23 protein-coding genes and 1 tRNA gene are annotated in these 20,767 nt (G+C 67.7%); 16 read left to right on the top strand and 8 right to left on the bottom strand.

What is annotated here, in order from left to right; all coding sequences use genetic code 11:
- Window positions 1-823 precede the first annotated feature (823 nt).
- Window positions 824-1,108, top strand: coding sequence for a hypothetical protein (locus J2853_RS35260; RefSeq protein WP_307565028.1), 285 nt, complete (start codon window positions 824-826; stop codon window positions 1,106-1,108).
- 586 nt (window positions 1,109-1,694) lie between these two features.
- On the opposite strand, the gene J2853_RS35255 is transcribed toward J2853_RS35260, so the two are convergent.
- Window positions 1,695-2,384, bottom strand: a complete 690-nt coding sequence (locus J2853_RS35255) for a MarR family transcriptional regulator (RefSeq protein WP_307565027.1) — start codon at window positions 2,382-2,384, stop codon at window positions 1,695-1,697.
- Window positions 2,385-2,589: 205 nt separating this feature from the next.
- Here J2853_RS35255 and J2853_RS35250 point away from each other — a divergent pair, with 205 nt between their 5' ends.
- The 4 genes from J2853_RS35250 to J2853_RS35235 all read left to right on the top strand — a co-directional run bounded on the left by J2853_RS35250 (window position 2,590) and on the right by J2853_RS35235 (window position 6,158).
- Window positions 2,590-3,567, top strand: a complete 978-nt coding sequence (locus J2853_RS35250) for a hypothetical protein (RefSeq protein WP_307565026.1) — start codon at window positions 2,590-2,592, stop codon at window positions 3,565-3,567.
- 353 nt (window positions 3,568-3,920) lie between these two features.
- Entirely contained in the window at window positions 3,921-4,619 is a 699-nt protein-coding gene (locus J2853_RS35245; protein WP_307565025.1) for an SMI1/KNR4 family protein, read from the top strand.
- Window positions 4,620-4,930: 311 nt separating this feature from the next.
- Complete coding sequence (gene ypfJ / locus J2853_RS35240) at window positions 4,931-5,785, top strand: KPN_02809 family neutral zinc metallopeptidase (protein WP_307565024.1); 855 nt, start codon at window positions 4,931-4,933, stop codon at window positions 5,783-5,785.
- A 70-nt stretch (window positions 5,786-5,855) separates the two neighbouring features.
- Complete coding sequence (locus tag J2853_RS35235; RefSeq protein WP_307565023.1) at window positions 5,856-6,158, top strand: type II toxin-antitoxin system VapB family antitoxin; 303 nt, start codon at window positions 5,856-5,858, stop codon at window positions 6,156-6,158.
- 82 nt (window positions 6,159-6,240) lie between these two features.
- Here the strand turns inward: J2853_RS35235 and J2853_RS35230 are convergent.
- From J2853_RS35230 to J2853_RS35215, 4 genes are all read right to left on the bottom strand, one after another.
- A tRNA-Ser gene (locus J2853_RS35230) sits at window positions 6,241-6,330 on the bottom strand.
- 24 nt (window positions 6,331-6,354) lie between these two features.
- Complete coding sequence (gene tadA, locus J2853_RS35225; protein ID WP_307565022.1) at window positions 6,355-6,819, bottom strand: tRNA adenosine(34) deaminase TadA; 465 nt, start codon at window positions 6,817-6,819, stop codon at window positions 6,355-6,357.
- Between the two features lie 11 nt (window positions 6,820-6,830).
- Window positions 6,831-7,325, bottom strand: a complete 495-nt coding sequence (locus J2853_RS35220) for a tRNA adenosine deaminase-associated protein (RefSeq protein ID WP_307565021.1) — start codon at window positions 7,323-7,325, stop codon at window positions 6,831-6,833.
- 16 nt (window positions 7,326-7,341) lie between these two features.
- Window positions 7,342-7,851 (bottom strand): tRNA adenosine deaminase-associated protein, encoded by a 510-nt coding sequence (locus tag J2853_RS35215; RefSeq protein WP_307565020.1) that lies wholly within the window; start codon window positions 7,849-7,851, stop codon window positions 7,342-7,344.
- A gap of 204 nt (window positions 7,852-8,055) precedes the next feature.
- Here J2853_RS35215 and upp point away from each other — a divergent pair, with 204 nt between their 5' ends.
- From upp to J2853_RS35190, 5 genes are all read left to right on the top strand, one after another.
- A complete protein-coding gene (upp, locus tag J2853_RS35210; RefSeq protein WP_307565019.1) occupies window positions 8,056-8,694 on the top strand; it encodes a uracil phosphoribosyltransferase in 639 nt (212 codons plus the stop codon).
- Between the two features lie 151 nt (window positions 8,695-8,845).
- Complete coding sequence (locus J2853_RS35205; protein ID WP_089209100.1) at window positions 8,846-9,076, top strand: hypothetical protein; 231 nt, start codon at window positions 8,846-8,848, stop codon at window positions 9,074-9,076.
- Window positions 9,077-9,387: 311 nt separating this feature from the next.
- The gene (locus J2853_RS35200; RefSeq protein WP_307565018.1) at window positions 9,388-9,927 is read left to right on the top strand and encodes a PH domain-containing protein; all 540 of its coding nucleotides are present in this window, start codon (window positions 9,388-9,390) and stop codon (window positions 9,925-9,927) included.
- 125 nt (window positions 9,928-10,052) lie between these two features.
- On the top strand, window positions 10,053-11,414 hold the full coding sequence (locus tag J2853_RS35195) for a helix-turn-helix domain-containing protein (protein WP_307565017.1): 1,362 nt from the start codon (window positions 10,053-10,055) through the stop codon (window positions 11,412-11,414).
- A 108-nt stretch (window positions 11,415-11,522) separates the two neighbouring features.
- Entirely contained in the window at window positions 11,523-12,212 is a 690-nt protein-coding gene (locus tag J2853_RS35190; RefSeq protein WP_307565016.1) for a FadR/GntR family transcriptional regulator, read from the top strand.
- Between the two features lie 84 nt (window positions 12,213-12,296).
- Here the strand turns inward: J2853_RS35190 and dnaN are convergent, their stop codons facing one another.
- From dnaN to J2853_RS35175, 3 genes are all read right to left on the bottom strand, one after another.
- Window positions 12,297-13,394 (bottom strand): DNA polymerase III subunit beta, encoded by a 1,098-nt coding sequence (gene dnaN / locus J2853_RS35185; protein WP_307565015.1) that lies wholly within the window; start codon window positions 13,392-13,394, stop codon window positions 12,297-12,299.
- 126 nt (window positions 13,395-13,520) lie between these two features.
- On the bottom strand, window positions 13,521-14,180 hold the full coding sequence (locus tag J2853_RS35180; RefSeq protein ID WP_307565014.1) for a response regulator transcription factor: 660 nt from the start codon (window positions 14,178-14,180) through the stop codon (window positions 13,521-13,523).
- Window positions 14,177-15,706 carry a sensor histidine kinase gene (locus J2853_RS35175; protein ID WP_307565013.1) on the bottom strand — a complete coding sequence of 510 codons (1,530 nt, stop codon included), beginning with the start codon at window positions 15,704-15,706 and terminating at the stop codon, window positions 14,177-14,179. Before J2853_RS35175 ends, J2853_RS35180 begins: the two co-directional genes overlap by 4 nt.
- Before the next feature lie 134 nt (window positions 15,707-15,840).
- On the opposite strand from J2853_RS35175, the gene J2853_RS35170 reads away from it, so the two are divergent.
- The 6 genes from J2853_RS35170 (at window position 15,841) to J2853_RS35145 (ending at window position 20,587) form a co-directional block, all read left to right on the top strand.
- Window positions 15,841-16,740, top strand: coding sequence for an ABC transporter ATP-binding protein (locus tag J2853_RS35170; RefSeq protein ID WP_307565012.1), 900 nt, complete (start codon window positions 15,841-15,843; stop codon window positions 16,738-16,740).
- Between the two features lie 49 nt (window positions 16,741-16,789).
- On the top strand, window positions 16,790-17,524 hold the full coding sequence (locus J2853_RS35165; protein ID WP_307565011.1) for an ABC transporter permease: 735 nt from the start codon (window positions 16,790-16,792) through the stop codon (window positions 17,522-17,524).
- A gap of 500 nt (window positions 17,525-18,024) precedes the next feature.
- Window positions 18,025-18,657, top strand: a complete 633-nt coding sequence (locus J2853_RS35160) for a sigma-70 family RNA polymerase sigma factor (protein ID WP_370879474.1) — start codon at window positions 18,025-18,027, stop codon at window positions 18,655-18,657.
- Window positions 18,654-19,379 (top strand): anti-sigma factor family protein, encoded by a 726-nt coding sequence (locus J2853_RS35155; protein WP_307565010.1) that lies wholly within the window; start codon window positions 18,654-18,656, stop codon window positions 19,377-19,379. The genes J2853_RS35160 and J2853_RS35155 overlap by 4 nt, the downstream gene beginning before the upstream one ends.
- A 160-nt stretch (window positions 19,380-19,539) precedes the next feature.
- Complete coding sequence (locus tag J2853_RS35150) at window positions 19,540-19,788, top strand: hypothetical protein (protein WP_307565009.1); 249 nt, start codon at window positions 19,540-19,542, stop codon at window positions 19,786-19,788.
- A 253-nt stretch (window positions 19,789-20,041) separates the two neighbouring features.
- On the top strand, window positions 20,042-20,587 hold the full coding sequence (locus J2853_RS35145; protein ID WP_307565008.1) for a GNAT family N-acetyltransferase: 546 nt from the start codon (window positions 20,042-20,044) through the stop codon (window positions 20,585-20,587).
- Window positions 20,588-20,767 lie beyond the last annotated feature (180 nt).

The following is a 20,767-nucleotide window of genomic DNA, read 5'->3' as shown; positions in this document are numbered from 1 at the left end:
ACAACCTGGGAGGCTGAACCGAACATGACGAGAGCCCCGAAGGCCCTTCTCTGAAGCTCTCGTCGTTGAGAGCGCAGTAGGGCGCCGCTTGTCAGTGGAGTGGAACTGACTTGGGTTGAGGTACGCACCCGACTCAATGCACTGAGTAGCTACAAGCTGCTCCGATGCGCCCAGGCTCAAGGTAAGCCATATGCCTATGTCTAAAGGCGCGCGCGTGCGCGCGTATATCACATATCTCCGCTGCCACTATCAGAAGCACTTAGGTAGTCATCTCTCCAGCCGTGGGAGACCTACGGAGCGCATGGATACACCCCTTCCCTAAGATGCGCGTGCGCGCGTATACCACAAACAGCCGTCCATGGAAGGTACTTACCCGAGAGATCTCGAATAGGCGAAGTTTTAGGAAAACCCGCCAGTATACAGATGACACCCGACACCGGAACCCCTCTGCGAACGAGTCTGTGGAACACGATCTGGGTGCCCTCGGGCAGCTTTCCCACCGTTAGGAAAACCCGCCAGTATACAGATGACACCCGACACCGGAACCCCTCTGCGAACGAGTCTGTGGAACACGATCTGGGTGCCCTCGGGCAGCTTTCCCACCGTTCGGGAGAATTTGATATATCGCGCGCGGCGCGCACGTGACGCACACGCGGCGCGCGGCGCGCGCGAAATACCCCTCAAAGGCCCTGTAGTCAACCGTAAGGCCACCGAATGGTGGAGGGTCACTTACCGTCCGGGACATGTACACTCGTGGTTCAGAATGGACCTGAGGGCCATTCAGGGCCATTCCTGTGACTAACTCCACCAGAAGGGAAAACGAGTGAGCCGAAAACGGAGAAACCAGACAGAAGAGGATGCGCAGGATTCGCATACCGAAATTGCAAGGGCGGTCCGCTATGCCCTGGAAAGCACCCCACGGACCGCCCGCGCGATCGCAATCATCGGGGCGAGTGCCGCCATGATCGCCGCTATCGCCTGGTATCACCAGGCGAAGACCAATGAGGGAAGCAAGCCCTCAACGGTCACCATCATCGTACCCGATGACAAAGCAGCAGGTCACAGTGCTGCGTGTACCAATATTGCGACAAAGTCCGGAGTCGCCTGAACAGGTCGCCGCACACCGTCGACCTTCATGAGCCGTAGAAAGACGTGACACGGCACCCCACCGGCAAAGAGCCGGTGGGGTGCCCGGAGCTCGTTGAGGAACCGAGTCGCCAGCCTGTCGGGACCCAGTCAGCGTCAGCTCTGCCTCATGCGGGTCTCAGTATGGGTCTCAGTTCGCCGTCGTTCACCCTCGTTCACGGGCGCACACGCCACCCTCGCCTGTCTGGTGAAAGCCCGGATTGAATGGGTTTGTACGAAGATCCGCAGACTTGGAAAGCGTGTTGGGGGCAACCCCTCAGGAGTTCGAATCTCCTATCCTCCGCGCCTGATTGAAGCGGAAAAGCAGGGGCCGACTGGATCCAGTCGGCCCCTGCTTGCTGTCCGGGGTCTCAGTGGGGACGGGAACCCCTCCCGCCGACGGCTTGCCGAAGATCGGCTCCCGGCATCTCGTCACCACGGCGATGCCGTCTGAACGGATCGTCCTCGCGATCGAGTGGCAGCGGGACCGGTGATCGGGAGTGGTCCGAACCACGAACGAACCGATGATCATGTCTGGTCACAGCATCCGATGACGCCGAACCGGCCGTTCACAGCTCTTGCTTGGCGTTGTAGGCCTCGCGCCACTGCTCGGCCGCCTGCAGCATCGCCTGGCCGACGTGGTCGAAGAAGTCGCCGACGTCCCGCAGCCGGCCCCCGGCGGGCGAGGCAGCCCCGAGGGTTTCAGCCGCCCGGTGGGCGAAGTCGGCCAGCAGGGCGTTCTGGCGAGCGCCGGCCATCCAGGCGCGGAAGAGCGCGTCGGCGTCGATGATGTAGCGGTCGCGGCGCCTGCGCGGGTCGCGTTCGCGGCGGACCATCTCCTGCTGTTCGAGCTCGCCGATGGCCTTGGAGACGGAGGCCGGGCTGACCTGAAGGTGCCGGGTGAGTTCGGCGGCGGTAAGGCTGCCGCTGTCGGTGAGGTAGAGGCCGGCGAGCACGCGGGCGGTCATCCGCGACAGACCGGTGCTGATCAAGATCTCGGTGAACTGCTCCTCCACGGTGTCGACCGCCTCGACGTCGCGTTCCCCAGGGGCGGACCGGCTCCTCCTGGCGCGTTCTCGGGTTGCCTCGTGCGCCTGGTCGGCCCGGTAGCCCTCGGATCCGCCGTTGCGGGCCACTTCGCGCGTGACGGTGGACAGCGGCCGGTCCAGGCGGGCGGCGATCTCGGTATAGGTGAGCCCTTCCGCCAGGCCGTCGGCGATCTGCCGTCGGTCCTGGTGGGTCAGCCTGCCTCCGGGCATGGATGTGCCTTCCTGGTCGCGCCTGCACGGGCGGGCAGTCTTGCATCCACCCCCATCTCATTGCAAGTCAACCATTTGCGTTCACCGGCATCCCATTGCAAGTACTTCTCATTTGCCCACTCGACCAGCAGATTTATCATTGACGAATATCTGAATGCAAGCTAGCTTTTCGCATGTCGAAACGACAAGCTTGATCGGAGTTCCTGTGAAGTCCTGGCATCGTCCGCTGCTGATCTGCGCGGGCCTCATGTGCGCCCTGATGTTCGTCTGCCTCGCCGGTTCGCTGATCGACGACCGCACGCTGCTGGGCGAGTCGGTGTGGGTCAAACCGTTGAAGTTCGGCTTCGCCTTCGGCCTCTACGCCGGGACGCTCGCCTGGCTGCTGTCCAAACTGACGAGGGGCAGGCGGGTGGGCTGGTGGGTCGGCTGCGTGTTCGCCGGCGCCGCGACCGTCGAGGTCGGCGTCATCACCCTGCAGGCGGCCCGTGGCACCATCAGTCACTTCAACGCCGACCAGAGCGATCCCGTCACCCTGGCCCTGGTCCCGTTCCTCACCTACGGCGTGATGATCATTCTGATCGCGCAACTGATCATCGGGATCATGGTGCTGATCCAGCGCACGGCCGGCCCCGCGCTCACCCGCGCGATCCGCGCCGGGCTGGGGCTGGCCACCGTGGGCATGCTCGTCCCGCTCTATTGGATGGTCACCGACATCCATCCCCGTACGGTCACCGACGCCAACGGCGCCCGGATCCCCATGTACCAGGGCCACGGCATCGGCGACCCCGACGGACACGGCATGCCCCTCACCAACTGGAGCGTCACCGGCGGAGACTTCCGCGTCCCGCACTTCTTCGGCCTGCACGGCATCCAGGTGCTGCTCGTCCTCACCGCGGTCCTGGCCGCCCTGGCCACCCGGTACGCCTGGTTGCGGGACGAGCGAGTGCGTGCCCGTCTGGTGGGTGCCGCCGCCCTCGGCTACAGCGGCCTGGTCGCCGTCGTGACCTGGCAGGCCGCACGCGGCCAGTCCCTGATCCACCCTGATGCGGCCACCCTCGCCGCCTTCGCCGCGACGGCGCTGGTCACCGCGCTCATCACCGCCTGGACGATCATCGCGGCCAGGCGAGCCGTACGGCAGGCCACCGACGCGGGGCCCCGCCCGCTGATCGCCACCTCAGTCTGAAACGCCGCCCCGAGCCCACACCCGACCTTCAAGGACCGATCATGACCGACCCGGCGATCTCCGCCATCGGTCTGCGCAAGGCCTACGGCAAGCACCTACGTACTCGACGGCGTCGACCTGGACATCCCGGCAGAGCCGTACCGGCAGGGCGCGGTCACGCCCGGGACCGAACCGGAGAGGGAACGGAAGGCGGGCTGACAGGTGAGGCGACTCGGCGCCGATCGATTCGAGACGTCTCTCCGGCGGTGGGCCGGACCGCCGCGGCGGCTCGGTCCTTCGTCACCTCGAATCCTTCCCCCTGCCCCCGTTGAATCCGATTGTCGAGGTGGTGGTGGCTCAGTAGCGTGTGGGCGATGACGGCGATATGGGCGGGTGTGCGTGATCGGGTGCTCGCGTTGCGCACGGCCCCGAAGGCGAACAAGGTGTTCGGTGCCGCGCTGAACGGTCATCTGGGTGGTCAGTGGGGCCACGGCTTCGAGTTGCTGCCCCCGCTGACGGAGATCGAGCTTTCGGAGATCGAGCGGTCGTTGGGCGTGAGGCTTCCGGCGGAGTACCGCGACTTCCTGCTTCAGGTCGCGTCGGGTGGCGCCGGGCCCGATTACGGGTTGTTCCCGTTGAGGCCCCGGACGGAGGGCGGAGACAGCGCGGGGAGCGAGCACCTGCGGCGGCCCTTCCTGCCCGGTCCGGCGCAGGAAATGATCGACGCGTACGAGAAGAGGGAGCCCGTCCGGGAGGCCTGTCCGGACGAGGAGGAGTACAGACGGGCCTGGAGCGCCTGGAACGACGAGTACGACGAACTCGACGCGGCTCTGATGGCGGGCACGCTCTGCGTGAGCCATCAAGGCTGCGGCTACTACACGCTTCTCGCCGTGACCGGCCCCGAGCGCGGCACCATGTGGAACGACGTCAGAGCCGTCGGCGAAGGGGTCGACCCCGTCCGGTTCCTGCGACCGGAAAAGCAGCGCGTGACATTCGCCGAGTGGTATTCGGACTGGCTCCTGCGTTCGGAACGCCAAGCCGGAGGCGAGAACGGGAACGCGCCGGCCCGCTGACGGCCCGCGTCGGCATATCCGGACGGTCCGTCTGGGCCGATCGTCGCCGGAACCCGCTTCGAGCACCGCCGTCGCCATGTCACGGCGTAGACGCAGGCCGTTCGGGGAATATCTGAGACAGCCAACGCGGAGGAGGCCCCCGGTCGCGACCGGGCGGGCGAGACGGTGCCGGACGCACCGTCCGCCGACGGTCACCGGACCCACGGTCCACGGCGCCGCGACGTCTCCTCCGGCGGTATCCGAACCCAACGGCATGTACCGCCCTCCTGGGGGCAGTCGAAGGGTCCTAGCGGATCGAAGGGACGTCGGCGATGGATTTCAAGGATGATGTCCAGCTGGACAGCTCGCAGACCGAAAGTCGCGGCCGAGGAATCCCCGGTGGCGGCCTCGCGGTCGGCGGCGGTGCGGCCGGAATCGTTGCGCTGATCGTTGCGCTGATATTCGGGATCAATCCTGGAGACATCACCGGCGGCGACCCGGCCGCGGTGGGGCCCACCTCCGACCTCAGCGCGCAGTGCAAGACCGGCAAGGACGCCGACCAGAACGAGGAGTGCCGGGTGGTCGGCGTGGTCAACAGCATCCAGGACTACTGGCCCAAGGTCGTTCAGGGCTACGAGCCGGCCAAGACCGTCATGTTCTCCGGCCAGGTGAACACCGCCTGCGGCGCCGCCGACGCCTCGGTCGGCCCGTTCTACTGCCCGGCCGACCGTCAGGTCTATCTCGACCTGAGCTTCTTCAAGCAGCTCGAAAGCCAGTTCGGGGCCAAGGGCGGGCCGTTCGCCCAGGCCTACGTCATCGGGCACGAGTACGGTCACCACGTCCAGAACCTGCTCGGCACCAACGCGAAGGCCGAGCGTGGCGATCAGCAGGGCCCGGAGAGCGGTTCCGTCCGGCTGGAGCTGCAGGCCGACTGCTACTCCGGAGCATGGGCCAAGAACGCCTACGAGACCGGCCTGTTCGAGAAGCCGTTCACCAAGACGGACATCGAGGAGGCGCTCAGCGCGGCCTCGGCGGTGGGCGACGACAGCATCCAGGAGCGCACCCAGGGCCGGGTGAACCCGGACGGCTTCACCCACGGAACCTCCGCGCAACGTGTCAAGTGGTTCACCACCGGTTACGAGAGCGGCGACCCCCGCAAGTGCGACACGTTCGCCGGGAGCATCTGAAAAAGACCGTGACCTGCGACAGGGGAGGCCGACCAGACGAAGGACGAGAATCTCTCATAAACTACGTACTGTGATCTTCAAGCTGGTCGGCGATGGACGGCCCTACCCCGAACACGGCCTCTCGCATCGCGAGTGGGCGCAGATACCGCCGCGACAGGTCCGGCTCGACACTTTGATCACCACGAAAGCGGTGCTCGACCTGCATTCCCTGCTCGCCAAGGACTCCACGTTCTACGGCGACCTCTTCCCCCACGTGGTGCAGTGGCGCGGCGACTTCTATCTGGAGGACGGCCTGCACCGCGCGTTGCGCTCGGCCCTGCATCAGCGCTCGGTCCTGCACGCCCGGGTCCTGGATCTGCCCGCCGACGACTGAGCCCGGACTCTTCCCCGAGAAGCATGGGCGCATGACAAAAGGGCCCCCGTCCTGCCGGCGCAGATCGGTGGGCCCTTTTCAGTGGCGGTGGAGGTGGGATTTGAACCCACGGATAGGTTGCCCCATCACACGCTTTCGAGGCGTGCGCCCTCGGCCACTAGGCGACTCCACCGCGGAGCAGCTTACCGGATAACCGCTATAGCTCGCGCATCCGGCGAACAGCGAAGAACTCGGTGAGGATCTCCGAGCACTCCTCGGCCAGCACGCCCATGACGACCTCGGGCCGGTGGTTGAGACGACGGTCCCTGACCACGTCCCAGAGCGAGCCCACGGCCCCACCCTTGAGATCGACGGCGCCGTAGACGACGCGGTCGATCCTGGCCAGCACGGAGGCCCCCGCGCACATGGTGCAGGGTTCCAGGGTGACCACCAGCGTGCAGCCGGTCAGCCGCCACCGCCCGAGGGCTCTCGCGGCCCGGCGCAGGGCGAGCACCTCGGCGTGCGCGGTGGGATCGACCGATGACTCCCTGTCGTTCCCCGCCCGCGCCAGCACGGAGCCGTCAGGGCCGAGGACGACCGCGCCGACCGGGACCTCGCCTCGGGCGCCGGCCGCCGCGGCCTGCTCCAGGGCCAGGCGCATCGCCGGGAGGTGGTCCGTCACCGCGGCGCCCGTCACCGCAGCCGATCGAGCTCGTCCGCGAAGGCCAGGCGCTCGGCGATCACCGAGAGCGTGTCTCCCGGGAGGGCGCCCTCCTCCATGCTGAGCTCGACGAGCTCGTCGGAGCTCACCCCCAGGTCGTTCAGGAGCTCGAAGTCACCCGCCGGCCGTACGCCCAGCCCGGCGGGGGTCTCCTTGTCCGGCGCGACCCCGGCCAGCTCTCCGAAGAGCTCCCCGAGCTGGTCGGAGAGGCCGGCCTGAGCGTCGGACAGGAACGTGCGGGGCTCCAGATCGCCCTGGTAGCGGACGATCGCGAACCACTCGTCTTCCATCTCCACGCACAGCAGGGCCAGCTCGTCGCCGGTGAGCCCGAGGTGCTCCTGGACGGCGTCTCCGAGATCGTCGGCGATCTCGGCCTCGCTGAGATCGACCTCCGCGCCGTTCCATCCGCCGCCGGTGCGGACGAAGGCCGCGGAGAACACGCTGTTGCCGGACGGTCTGGAAGGCATGGCCGATCTCCCGAGGTCAGCCGAACACAGAGTCGATGGCGCGCTCGAACGGCTCGGAGAATCCCAACCGCGCGGCGATGCTGGACAGAACGTCCTCGGGAAGCAGGTCGATGTCCCCGGAGAGGATTCCGAGCTCCATCTCGTCGAGGCCCAGGTCGGCGAAGATCGACAGATCCCCCGCAGGGAGCGCCGTCTCCTCGTCCTGGAGGATCGCGTCGAGCTCCTCCTCGTCGGGCACCGGCACGTCGAGGTATTCCAGCACCTGCTCCGCGAGCGGGAAGTCCCAGGACGCGGCGATGTCGGAAAGGAAGACCTCCACCCGCTCACCGAACACCCGTAGCGCCACGAAGAACTCATCCCCCACGGCGACCAGGCCAATCGTGCCGTTCATGCTCGGCTGCTGGCGCAGGGCGTGAATCAGGTCGTCGAGGTTCGAGGTGAGTCTCTCCGGGAGCATCTCCGCTTCCCAGCGGCCCTCCTCGCGGTAGATCACGATGGCAAAGTCCAGCGAGTCTTCGTCTGACATGCCCATCCCCACCGATGCGTTCTCTACGGATGTCAATGCTTTCAGAAGCGGCTCTCGGGCGTAGGTCTCTCCTACCAAATTGTGATCAAATCCGAGTGAGCGGGCGATGTCGCGCAGGTGTCGCGCCGTACTCGCCGAGCAGCCACCCAAGGACGATATCGCCCGTTATCCCCTGGGCGGTCATTCGGGATACCGTGGGCGTCCATGGAGACCCTGGTCGTTGACCACCCGCTCGTAGCCCACAAGCTGACCGCGCTGCGGGACGCGAACACGGATTCGCCCACCTTCAGGCGTCTGGCCGACGAGCTGGTGACGTTGCTGGCCTACGAGGCGACCCGGCAGGTCCGCGTCACCGAGATCACCGTGGAGACCCCCGTCGCCCCGGCCCAGGGCGTACGGCTGGCGCAGCCGTACCCGCTGGTGGTCCCGATCCTCCGCGCCGGTCTGGGCATGCTGGACGGCATGACCCGGCTGCTGCCGACGGCCGAGGTGGGTTTCCTCGGGATGGTCCGCAACGAGTCCACGCTGAAGGCGGAGACCTACGCCACGCGGCTTCCTGAAGATCTTTCCGGTCGGCAGGTCTACGTGGTCGACCCCATGCTGGCCACCGGCGGCACCCTCGCCGCGGCGATCGAGTTCCTTCTCGACCGGGGCGCGGACGACGTGACCGCGCTGTGCCTGCTGGCCGCCCCCGAGGGAATCGCCCACATGGACAAGGTCCTCGCCGGGATCGACAAGCCGATCCGTTTGGTGACCGCCGCGCTGGACGAGCGCCTGAACGATCAGGGATATATCGTCCCGGGACTCGGCGACGCCGGCGACCGCCTTTACGGCGTCGTCTGAAGCACCCACTTTCCCCACGTTTTCGCCAAAAGGACGAGCGTTCCGGCGATCTCTGGTTACATACTGTGCCTACCTGGGTACGAAGAGTCGCGACAGCATCTCTTCTGTGTTCCCGATCCGCAGGGACCGCGGGCGCACACCAGGGAGAACCATGAGCGAGCGAAGCATCCCGGACACGGAGCCGGACCCCTACGCGGATTTCAGTGCCGCGTTGAGGGACGAGTTCTCCGAGGTCCATCCGGCGACCACGGTTGCACGCTGCATAGAGGCGGCGCACTACGGCGCGCTGGAGGTCACCGGCCATGCCCATCCGGGCCTGGTCGAGCGGATCGCCCGCAAGCATCTCGAAGTCCTCGCGCTGGTCGCGAGCGAGCGAGGGTGACGAGCGGCGATCACGCGGTGACGGGGCACGACATCAGCAGGAAAACGCCTCCACGAGAAGTCCAGACCGGATGAGCTGATGCGCTTTACCTTGCGATTGGCATGGGTAATGTATACGTCGGGTGCAGTGGGTAAGTGGTAGAAGGAGACCGCAATGCAGGTTAAGCAGGTCCTAAAGTATGCAGGGGTCGGTTTTGTCGTGTTTTTCCTGTTCACGCGACCAAACGATGCCGCGAACACTACAGAGAACGTCATGAACGGAATTCGTAAGGGAGCCGACTCCATGGCCCAATTCGTTTCTCATATGTCGTCATGAGGCTAGTGACCCACGGGGACTCCGCTCCCTCGTCGGTCAACCGCTACCTACTCCCCCACGAACACCAGGTCATCATGGTGCGGCGCCACCCAGCCGTACTGCTTCGTCCGGTCGCCGAGGTCTTCGGCGGCCTGATTCTCGCCGGACTGCTCAGCAAGTGGTTCGGCGACCGAGTCAGTGAAGGCGGTGGCGGCGCGCTCGTCGTCGTCTGGTGGGCATGGCTCCTGCTGTTGATCCGTTTCGTCTGGAAGGTCGCGGAGTGGTCGGTCGACTACTTCGTGGTCACTTCCAAACGCATGCTGCTCACCACGGGCCTGATCACCCGCAAGGTCGACATGATGCCGCTCGGCAAGGTGACCGACATGAGCTTCCAGCGCTCACTCCTCGGTCGCATGCTGGGATACGGCGAATTTGTGCTCGAGTCGGCCGGCCAGGATCAGGCCCTGTCACGGGTCAACTACATTCCGTACCCGGAGACCCTCTATCTGGAGGTCTGCCAGATGCTCTTCCCCGGCGCCAACGATTCGGATGATTAATCCCCTATGACGTAAGGGCTGGCAAGAGTTCCGCCTAAGGATTTTTCACCTGGGGTTACCCGATTCGACTGCTTCATGCAATCATGGCGAGAACATATTGACCATCCCCCGCCCTGAGAGATCAGATGCCGAGTCAGGGAACCATCGGTGACCGCGTCCGCGGACTGCGGTTGAGCAGGCGCATGTCCCAGGCCCAGCTGGCTGGGCCTGACCTTTCAGACAGCTACGTCTCCCTCATCGAGTCCGGCAAGCGCACGCCGACCCCCGTGGTCGCGCGCCTCCTCGCCGAACGCCTGGGTTGTACCACCGAGTTCCTGCTCCACGGGATCGAGCCGCGCCAGCGGATCGACACCGAGCTGGGCCTTCGCCACGCGGAGCTGGAGCTCTACCACGGCGACCCGGCCGTGGCCGCGGAACGGTTCGGCGAGATCGTCAAGGTCGCCGGCGAGGAGAACGCCATGCTGGCCGCGCACGCGCGGCTCGGCCGAGCCCGGTCTCTGGAGTCCCAGGGGCGGATCGGTCCGGCGGTGGAGGCGTTCGAGCGGCTTCGCCGCGAGGCGGCCGCCCACCCCGAGCGTCTGGCGGACCTGCCGCTGACCGTGGCCCTGAGCCGCTGCTACCAGCGGGCCGGAGACACCCTGCGCGCCTACGACCTGGCCGTTCACGCGCTCACACAGGTCAACCAGCTGGGTCTGACCCAGGGCGAGATCGCCGTGGACCTGGCCGCCTCCCTCGTGGAGAGCGAGGCCGCGCGCACCCCGAACTCCCAGGCGATGTCCTACGCCCGGCGCGTCCTGTCGGTCAACGGCATCCCGAACGCGCTCAACCGCACCGCCGAGATCAAGGCCCTCTGGCAGGCGAGCATCACCGCCGCCGAAGGTGAGGACTCGGCGCTGGCCGTCCACCTCGCCGACGACGCGATCGCGACCGGTCGTCCGGCCCGGATGGCGTTCCGGCTCGCCCTGATCGCGATGGACTGGTCACGGCTCACCGCCTCCGTCGGCGGAGAGTCCCTCGACGAGGCCCACGAGTTCGCGTCCCTCGCGAGCAAGGTCTTCGCCCCGTTCCCCGAGCGCGTCGACGAGCACGCCAAGGCTCACATCGCGCTCGCCTACGTCCAGCTCAGGAGCGGCCACGTGGACGGCGCGGCCACTCTGGCCCGGGCCGCCCTCGAGGTGCTGAGCGGCCGGCCGGGCACCCCCTTCGGGGCCACCGCGCATCTGGTCCTCTCCGAAGTCGCGCTCACGCGTGGCGACAAGGACGTCACGGCCATTCTGCACAGCGCCAAGGAAGCCCTCGGCGACCAGCCGTACGACCTCTCCGGTCCCGACCGGGACGCCGCTCGGACCTGGCGCGAGCTGGGTGACCTGTACGGCCAGGTCGGTGAGGGCGACGAGCAGATGAGCGCGTATCGCAGGGCGCTCGAAGCCGCCGGGGTGCGCGGTGCGATGGTGGGCGTGACGGTCGATTCGGCGCTGGTCCGGTAAAGCACCCCGAGTTCTGGAGCGACAAATTTGTTTTTGCGCCTCCGGAATATTTAGGGTCTACCAGTCATTGAATCGTAGGATGATTGGTTTCTCCGGAGGAGGCGGACTGTGAGTCTGCGTACGGCGCAGCGCGCATCCCTCGTCGACCAAGTGATCGATCAGCTCAAGGAGCAGATCACTTCGAACTCCTGGCAGATGCACGCGAAGATCCCGACCGAGACAGTGCTGGCCGAGCAACTCGGGGTAGGCCGCAACACCGTCCGCGAGGCGGTGCGCGCGCTCACTCATGCCGGCCTGCTGGAATGCCGCCAGGGCGACGGGACGTACGTCCGGGCCACGAGCGAGCTCTCCGGGGCCATGCTGCGGCGGCTGCGCGCCGCCGAGCAGTTGGAGATCCTGGAGGTACGGCGCGCACTGGAGGTGGAGGCCGCCCGGCTTGCCGCCACCCGGCGCACCGAGGACGACATCGTCCGGATCGAGGCCGCGCTGGACGAACGGGAGCGGGCTTGGGAGCGTGGCGAGCCCAACGCTTTCGTCGAGGCCGACCTCGCCTTCCACGTCGCGGTCGTCCACGCCACGCACAACCTGGTTCTGATCGACCTTTACGAGGACTTCTCCGCCGCCCTGCGTGCCAGCATCACCGCGGCGGGCACCTCGCTCAACAGCACCTACATTCCCCACGAGGCCATCGCCCGCGCGATCGCGGCCGGTGACGCCGCGGCGGCCGAGCACGCCGGTCACGCGTGCATGGAGCACATCCTGATCTCCCTGACCGACGCGCAGGAGCTCTCGATCTAGCTCTCATCCGGCGAGAAAAGGGCCTCACCCCCGAGCGGGGTTGAGGCCCTTTTTTAATGTCTCGCCGGATGAGGCGCGGGCGCCTCAGGGCAGGCGCAGGGACATCACGAGATAGCGGAAGGCGGGGTCGGCGTCGCCGGGAACCTCGGCGACGAGGGCCGGGCGGCTCGGGGACTCCATGTTGAGCCGGACGAGCTCGGTCTCGATGCCGCTCAGGCCGTCCAGCAGGAACTGGGACTGGAAGGCGATCTGGATGTCGTCGCCGGACAGCTCGGCGTCCACCGTCTCGGTGCCGCGGCCGAGATCGCCGCCGCCCGCCTGGATGAGCACCTGCCCCTGACTGAACGACAGCCGGATCGGGGTGTTGCGCTCGCCGACCAGCGCGACCCGCTTGATCGCCTCGACGAAGGGGGCCACGTGCAGATCGGCCCGGATCGACCAGTCGTCGGTCAGCCGTGAGCGGTAGTCGATGAACTGCTCGTCGAGCAGGCGGACCGTGGTGCTCCGGCCGACGCTCTCGAACCCGGCGACACCCTCGCCCAGCGCCACCGACACCTCGCCCCCGCGCAGCGACCTGGCCACCTCCACCAGCACCCGCGCGGGCACCATGGCGGCGGCCGTGGCCCCGGGCTGCTCGGGACGCCAGCCGAACTCCCTGGCCGCGATGCGGTAGCGGTCGGTGGTGGCCATGGTCACGGTCTCGCCGGAGATGTCGACCCGGATCCCGGTCAGCATGGGGAGCGTCTCGTCGCGACTGGCCGCCGGAGCCACCTGACCGACCGCGCTCGCGAAGATCCCGCCACCGATGGCGCCGATCCTGGGCGGCATCGCCGGCAGGGTCGGAAAGTCTTCCACCGGCATGGTGAGCAGGCCGAACTCCGCGCTTCCGCAGGTCAGCACCGCCTCGGAGCCGCTGGTGACGATCTCCACCACCTCGGCGGGCAGGCTACGGGTGATCTCAGCGAGGATCCGGCCCGGGATCAGCACCCGGCCGGGCTCGGCCACATCCGCCTCGATCGAGGCTCTGGCCGAGACGTCGTAGTCGAAGGCCGACAGCACGAGACCGTCGTCGGCCTCCAGGAGCAGGCCGGAGAGCACAGGCATGGCCGGGCGGCTCGGCAGCACCCGGGCGGCCCAGGCCACAGCATCGGCCAGGACATCACGGTTAACCCGGAACTTCACCTGATCATCCCTTCGTCCTGAACGGCATCGCCACGTGTGGGAACCGTATTCCACCTGACGTTAGCCGGTCTGACCGACAGAACGTCAGACAGCCACACATCCCCGGCGCGGACGAGGCCCCGAAATCTAGCCGCGGGCGGCGTTGAGGTAGGTGAGGACGGCGAGGACGCGGCGGTTGTCGTCGTCGGAGGGGACGAGGTCGAGCTTGCCGAAGATGCTGGCCGTGTGCTTGCCGACCGCGCTCTCGCTGAGGAACAGCCGCTGGGAGATGGCCGCGTTGGAACGGCCTTCGGCCATCAGCTCCAGCACCTCGCGCTCGCGCGGCGTCAGCGCGCCGAGGGGCTCGTGCCTGGCGGTGCTGACCAGGAGTTTGGCGATCACCTCGGGGTCCATCGCGGTACCGCCCCCGGCGACCCTGCGGACCGCGTCGACGAACTGCTCGGCGTTGAAGACCCGGTCCTTGAGGAGGTAGCCGATCGCCCCGGAGCCGTCGGCCAGGAGCTCTCGCGCGTAGAGCTGCTCGACGTGCTGGGAGAGCACGAGCACCGGCAGGCCGGGGACGGCCTTGCGCGCGGCCAGCGACGCCTGGAGCCCTTCGTCGGTGAACGTCGGCGGAAGCCGTACGTCCACCACGGCCACGTCGGGCCGCTTCTCCATCAGCGCGTTCAGCAGTTCGGGCCCGGACTCGACGGCCGCGACCACCTCGAAGTCGTGTGCCTGCAGCAGATGGACCAGGCCGTCTCGCAGGAGGTAGAGGTCTTCGGCGATGACAACTCTGAGGCTCACGTGCAAAACCATAGGCGGGACGGGGTGGCCTCCGCCATCCAGCGCCTGCGTGAGTGCCGTATGGGGATGAGCAGGGCGATGGCGTACAGGGAGACGCCGAGGACGACATTGAAGATGATCGCCGGCCACTGCCACCGCTCGGGCAGGTAGAGCGCGTAGAACCAGCTGAAATCCTGCCGGCCGAGGAGTTTGAAGACCATCGCGACCAGCCCCTGCGGGAAGAGGGGAAGCCAGCCGATGCCCCAGCCGATCACGACGATGACGGTCTTCCAGAGAGGCAGTTTCGGCTGCTTGTCCCTGTTGTCACCGAGGCTCAGCGCGGTCGGCAGGTCGAACGTCGCCGTGGTCGGGCCGCCCGGCGGGCTGCTGACCGCGAGCACCCCGTCGAAGGCCGCCAGCCTCCGCTCGATGCCGCGCAGGCCGCTGCCCCGGATGGGGTCGGCGCCGCCCGAGCCGTCGTCGACGACCGTGACGCGCAGCGCCCGGCCCTGGCCGCTGATGTCGATCCACACGCGGTCCGCGCCACCGTGGCGGGCCGCGTTGGCGAGCAGCTCGCTGATCGAGAAGTAGGCGGCCGACTCCACCGGCGACTCCGGGCGCGCCTTCAGGTCGACGGTGACCTTGACCTTCAGCGGGCTGTCCAGCGCGAGGGCCCGCACGGCGTCGCCGAGGCCGCGCTCGGCCAGGACCGGCGGATGGATGCCCCTGACCAGCCCGCGGATCTCGGTGAGCGCCGTGGACGAGGCCTCCCTGACCTTGCCCAGCAGCACCTTCGCCGCCACCGGGTCCTTCTCCATCAGCTCCTCGACCGCGCCGAGGGTCATGCCCATGGCGACGAGCCTGGCCTGCGCCCCGTCGTGCAGGTCGCGCTCGATCCGCCGCAGCTCCGCCGCCTGGGAGTCGACCGCGTCCAGACGCACCTGGTCGAGCCGCTGGACCCGGTTGGCCAGTATGGATATCGCCGTGGGGGCCAGCAGCAGGCGGTTCCACCGCCCGTACTCCCGCAGCGCCCAGGGCATCGCGGCCACCGCGGCGACGGCGACGCCCAGTCCCAGTGACATGGCGAAGGGGTTCGACTGCCACGGTGTCACCAGGCAGTATCCGATCACGACGAAGGGCAGCAGGAGCGCCCCGCCGACCACCGGGTTCAGGAGCAGCCAGAGCCCGTCCCGCCAGGTGGCCGGGTCGCTGAACATCCACATCCAGCGCTTGTTCCAGTCGGGCCACCGCGGCGTCCTGTAGAGCCGGCGGTCGTGGCGGTACCAGCCGTCGGGCTGGGGGCGGGTCGGCAGCGGCTCCGGCCGGTACGGTGCCTGCGTCTCGACACCGAGCAGGGTGCCGTTCAGCCTTCTTGCGAGCATCGTACGGTGTCTGATCAGCCAGGCCACCGCAGGAAACAGGAAAATCATCCCCAGCCCGAAGCTCAGTGCCAGGGTCACCATGGCCAGCACCACCAGGACGACGTCCGACAGGGCGAGCATCCCCAGAGCGAGGGCCCGGCCGATCGCCGTTGCGTGTTTCCTCATGTCCATCAGTTTCGACGATCGGACCGGATGCGCCCAGTGTCGCCAGGTGCCGTACCGCGGTGGAGATAACCACACCCCTGCCGGGTGCCCAGGCGGATTCTCCGGCGGTGGCGCGGCTCCTAACGTCGTTGAGCATGAAGGTCATCGAGGTCAGCAACCTCCGCAAGCAGTACCGTGATCATCTCGCGGTGGACGACGTGTCGTTCACCGTCGAGGAGGGCGAGATCTTCGGCGTTCTCGGCCCCAACGGCGCCGGCAAGACGACCACCGTCGAGTGCGTCGCCGGCCTGCGCGTTCCCGACTCCGGCACCGTCAGGGTGCTCGGCGGCCTCAGCGGCGCGAAGCTCAAGAACCAGCTCGGCGTCCAGCTGCAGAGCTTCATGCTGCCAGGAAAGATGAGGGTTTGGGAGGCGCTCGACCTCTACGCCTCCTTCTACCGGGTCTCCGCGAACTGGATCACGCTGCTGGAGCGGGTGGGGCTCGCCGACAAGCGGAACACTCCCTACGGCAAGCTCTCCGGCGGCCAGCGGCAGCGGCTCTCCATCGCCCTGGCCCTGATCGGCAACCCCCGGGTGGCGATCCTGGACGAGCTGACCACCGGCCTGGACCCGCAGGCCCGCCGGGACACCTGGGAGCTCATCCGGCAGATCCGCGAGGACGGGGTGACGATCGTGCTGGTCACCCACTTCATGGAGGAGGCCGAACGGCTCTGCGACCGGCTCGCGCTGATCGACTCCGGCCGGGTGGTCGCCGTCGACAGCCCGGCGGGGCTGATCTCGATGGTCGAGCGGCAGCAGACCGTCACGTTCCGGCGTTCCCGTGCATTCGACGACGCGGTGCTCAGGAACCTGACGGAGGTGACCGGGGTGAGCCGTACGGGTGAGCAGGTCACTGTCACCGGCACCGGCAACCTGCTCCTGGCGATCACCACTGCCCTGGCCTCCGCCGATGTCGTCCCCGCCGACCTGCGGATCGAGCAGGCCACCCTCGACGACGCCTTCCTCTCCCTCACAGGAAAGAAGATCTCCGCCTGACCTCCGCCCCGGGGCCGAAGCCCGGGGTTCCCGCACCGGAAGGACTCCGATGAACAAGACAATCATGGTCGAGGCCAAGCTCCTCCTCCGGGAGCCGGGCGCCACGATCTTCGCGGTCCTGCTCCCCCTGGGGCTCCTGCTCGGGCTGGGCAGCACCTCCGGGCTCCGGGAGACCCTCCCCGGAACGAGCGGGGAGCGGGTGATCGACATTCATTTTCCCACCATGATGGTGCTCCTGGCCGTGGTGACGATGGCGCTGACCGTACTTCCCGCCACGCTGGTGACCTATCGGGAGAACGGCGTGCTGCGCCGGCTGTCCACCACCCCGGTCAGGCCGGTCCGGCTGCTGGTCGCCCAGGTCGTGAACAACCTGGCGATGGCGGTCGTCGCCACGGTCCTCCTCATCGCCTCGGGGTGGCTCGTCCTCGGCTCGGCCCTGCCGAAGAACGTCCTGGCGTTCACGGGGGTGTTCGTGCTCGGCACCGCGTCGATGTTTGGCCTGGGGCTGCTGATCGCCGCCGTGGCGCCCAACGCCAAGACCGCGCCCGCCCTCGGCTCGCTGCTGATGTTCCCTCTGCTCTACGTGTCCGGCATGTGGACCCCCCGGGAGACGATGCCCGAGTTCCTCCAGCGGATCGGCGACTTCCTGCCGATGGCCCCCTTCGGCGACGCGCTCCGCGCGACCTGGGCGGGCCACGCGCCGCAGCCGCTGCACCTGGTGGTCATGGCGGCCACCGTGCTGATCACCGGGGTAGTGGCCGCGCGGCTGTTCCGTTGGGAGTGACCCGCCCTGCGTCCGCCGGAGCCCGTCCTCGAGGACTCGCCGAAATCGCTCTCCGGAGGCCGTCAGGGGCCGGCCTCCGGAGGATCGCGTCAAGGGGAAAGGCCCGAAGGTCGACGATCTTCATCCGGCCGTTCTCCCAGGTCATCGAAAATTCCCCGAGATTTATTGAACCCTCTTCGGCGTCCGTTCCGTACTGCCTGCCGAAGGTGAAATCGTCCGGCCGCCGGAGCGGGGACAAGAGGGGTGACCATGAGCGTCTGGCGACGAGGGGGCACGGCAGGCACCGTCCCGATCGCCGGATCCCCGTCCCGGTCCCGTGGTCGAGAGGGCGGGGGCGGCGCCTTCGGCCCCGGAGCTGTGAGACTCGTCACCGTCCGGGAGACCGCGAGCCGTCCCAAGGCCCGCAGGACGGCGGGTCACACGGCGGTCCGGCGCCCCGGCGGGAAACCGAACGATGATCGGGTTCATCACGCGTTCGCGCGGACCGAGGGATGCGGGCCATGATGAGACAGAGCACCTGTCCTCCCCCGCCGGCCGACCCTCTCGGAGCCAGACCCATCGTGAACGCCTCCCGCGAACCGGATGGGCGACGGAGCTGGTTCCGTCACCTGACCTCGGGCGACGCCCCGGACGACGAGCTGATCGTCTCCGAGCTGTATCGCGAGTACCACCGGCCGTTGCTCGCCTTCGTCGTGCGGCTCACGTGGGGAGACGTGCAGTGGGCCGAGGACGTGGTGCAGGAGACCATGCTCCGGGCGTGGCGCAGCGCGGACCAGCTCGACTCCGGGGCCCGCTCCCTGATGCCCTGGCTGGCGACGGTGGCCAGGCGTATCGTGATCGACGATCAACGCCGTAAGGACGTGCGTCCCCACGAGGCCGACGAGGCACCGCTGGAGGGTGTGCCCATGCCCGATCAGATGGAGGGTCTCCTCCACCAGGTGGTCGTGGCGGACGCGCTCACGTCGTTGTCCCCCGCTCATCGCGAGATCCTGAACGAGACGATTCTCCGCGACCGGTCGGTGAACGAGGCCGCCGAGCTGCTCGGCATTCCCGTGGGCACCGCGAAGTCGCGGGTCTACTACGCTCTCCGCGCGCTCCGCGTCGCCCTGGAGGAGCGGGGGGTGACGGCATGACCCCGGAGGTCGAGCACACCGACGTGGGCGCCTACGCGCTCGGACTCCTCGAGGAGAGCGACCGCCGGGCCTTCTCCGCGCACCTCGCAGGCTGCCCTTCCTGTACGGCGGAGCTGGCCGAGTTGTCCGGCATGGCGAGCCTGCTCGCCGGCGTCGACCCCGTCGAGGACGAGCGGGACGACGGTCACCTCGGCGAGGCTCCTCGTGCCGAGGTCATCGACCTGCTCCGGCGGAAGAAGGACGCCGACCGGCGTGCCCGCAAGGGGGCGTTCGTGATCGGCGCCGCCGCCGCCGTCGCCCTGGTGGCCGGCGGCATCGGGGTGGGCGCCGCGGTGTTCGGCGACGGCGGGACCGCTCCAATCGCGATCCACTCCACGCGCAGCCCCGCGGAGGACGCCTACAGGCAGGGCACGCCGATCGCGGGGACGGGCCTCCCCGGCATCTCGGGGGGCGTGGTGCTGGAGAAGAAGGGCTGGGGCACCCACGCGGCCCTCGAACTCAAGGGTGTCAAGGGTCCCCTGGAGTGCGAACTGGTCGCCGTCTCCAAGACGGGCGAGAGGCGGACCGTCACCGGATGGGCGGTTCCGGAAAAGGGTTACGGAGTTCCCGGCTCTCCCAGAGCGCTTTACGTGCACGGAGGAACCGCGCTTTCCACCGGTGATATCGACCACTTCGAGGTGAGCACGACCAGCGGGAAGACACTGCTCACCGTCAAGATTTGAGCGAGCGTTTTAAGCCCCCCTTTTTTAACGCGAGGGCACTTTCATGACCGTTCGGCAATGTGCAATTTTACGGATTCCCGATTTGAACCAGCTTGGCCTCTGAACCCGTACAACGTGCGGAAGGCCATTGGCTTTACCTGTCTCGCACGCATACGAGAGATTGGTCATCTTCAAACCCGCACGCGCCCTCGCCGGTGTCATGGCCGCCGCCCTGGCCGGCAGGAACGAGGTGACCGTCTCGGGCGGCCCGCAGGTCGGCGACAAGAACGGCACCGCCTACGCCGGCACCGTCAAGGCTGACGGCGGCACCGTTTCCGGGATCAGGAAGAACCCGAGCAACCGGTACACCGGCGAGTTCCCCGACGGCGCGGTGCGCGGTCAGCTCTACAGCTCCCGCGCCGGCTGGTAACACATCGCGCGACGGCCGCGAGCCACCGGATCGATCCCGAAACGCCCGCCGTACGGAGCCAGAAGGCTTCCTGCGGCGGGCGTCCGCGTGAGAGGGTTCCCCGGACGCGACGGCAGGCGCGAACGCACCGCGCACCCGGCCCAGCCGGTCCTCCGGATCGGACAGTCCGGAGAAATGTCCGGTAATGTACGTTTTTCCGAGGCTGTATGCCTCGACGCTCATCATCTTGCCGTCCGTCGAGAGGATCATGCACATGGACACCACCGCCCGGATCACAGAACCGACCTTCCGTGTCGCCACCATCGCGGACGTTCCCGCGCTGGTGACCCTGATCGATTCGGCGTACCGCGGGGAGCCGAGTCGAGCCGGCTGGACGAACGAGGCCGATCTGCTGAAGGGGCAGCGTACGGACGCCATGAGCGTGATCACCGCGCTCCACGAGCCAGACGGACTGGTGATGGTCATGGAGTCGGACGGCGAGGTCGTCGCCTGCTGCCAGGTACAGGGCAGGCGCGGGCACGCGTACTTCGGGATGTTCGCCGTACGTCCCACGCTGCAGGGCGTCGGCTTCGGCAGGGCGGTCCTGGCGGAGGCCGAGCGCTTCGTCCGCGACGAGTGGGGCCTGAACGAGATGCAGATGACGGTGATCTCGGCCCGTGAGGAACTCCTCGCCTGGTACGAGCGCCGCGGCTACACCCGCACCGGTCAGATGATCCCGTTCCCGTATGACGACGAGAGCGTCGGCGTGCCGACCCGCGCCGGCCTGCAGCTCGAAGTGATGGTCAAGAAGCTCGGCTGAGCGGCAGCCGGGCGGCCTCCACCACACGGCCGGCCCGGTGCGGGAGCGCCCGCACCAAAAACCCGTCGCGGTCCGCACCGGACGGGTGAGACGATGCTCACCCGTCCGACGACCCAGGAGCACACGAATGCGGCAGAGCCTCGACATCTCTCAGCGCCCCACTGGCACCAGAGTTCTCGA

The organism is Streptosporangium lutulentum, from assembly GCF_030811455.1.
GTDB lineage: Bacteria > Actinomycetota > Actinomycetes > Streptosporangiales > Streptosporangiaceae > Streptosporangium > Streptosporangium lutulentum.
This window is presented reverse-complemented; position numbering and strand designations above follow the sequence as displayed.

Coding starts and splice junctions, on each gene's coding strand:
- J2853_RS35255 (WP_307565027.1), bottom strand. CDS start 2,384: ATGCCCGGAGGCAGGCTGACCCACCAGGACCGACGGCAGATCGCCGAC.
- J2853_RS35165 (WP_307565011.1), top strand. CDS start 16,790: ATGAACAAGACAATCATGGTCGAGGCCAAGCTCCTCCTCCGGGAGCCG.
- ypfJ (WP_307565024.1), top strand. CDS start 4,931: ATGGATTTCAAGGATGATGTCCAGCTGGACAGCTCGCAGACCGAAAGT.
- J2853_RS35170 (WP_307565012.1), top strand. CDS start 15,841: ATGAAGGTCATCGAGGTCAGCAACCTCCGCAAGCAGTACCGTGATCAT.
- J2853_RS35155 (WP_307565010.1), top strand. CDS start 18,654: ATGACCCCGGAGGTCGAGCACACCGACGTGGGCGCCTACGCGCTCGGA.
- J2853_RS35220 (WP_307565021.1), bottom strand. CDS start 7,325: ATGCCTTCCAGACCGTCCGGCAACAGCGTGTTCTCCGCGGCCTTCGTC.
- J2853_RS35145 (WP_307565008.1), top strand. CDS start 20,042: ATGGACACCACCGCCCGGATCACAGAACCGACCTTCCGTGTCGCCACC.
- J2853_RS35245 (WP_307565025.1), top strand. CDS start 3,921: ATGACGGCGATATGGGCGGGTGTGCGTGATCGGGTGCTCGCGTTGCGC.
- J2853_RS35160 (WP_370879474.1), top strand. CDS start 18,025: ATGATGAGACAGAGCACCTGTCCTCCCCCGCCGGCCGACCCTCTCGGA.
- J2853_RS35195 (WP_307565017.1), top strand. CDS start 10,053: ATGCCGAGTCAGGGAACCATCGGTGACCGCGTCCGCGGACTGCGGTTG.
- J2853_RS35215 (WP_307565020.1), bottom strand. CDS start 7,851: ATGTCAGACGAAGACTCGCTGGACTTTGCCATCGTGATCTACCGCGAG.
- upp (WP_307565019.1), top strand. CDS start 8,056: ATGGAGACCCTGGTCGTTGACCACCCGCTCGTAGCCCACAAGCTGACC.
- J2853_RS35205 (WP_089209100.1), top strand. CDS start 8,846: ATGAGCGAGCGAAGCATCCCGGACACGGAGCCGGACCCCTACGCGGAT.
- J2853_RS35175 (WP_307565013.1), bottom strand. CDS start 15,706: ATGAGGAAACACGCAACGGCGATCGGCCGGGCCCTCGCTCTGGGGATG.
- J2853_RS35200 (WP_307565018.1), top strand. CDS start 9,388: ATGAGGCTAGTGACCCACGGGGACTCCGCTCCCTCGTCGGTCAACCGC.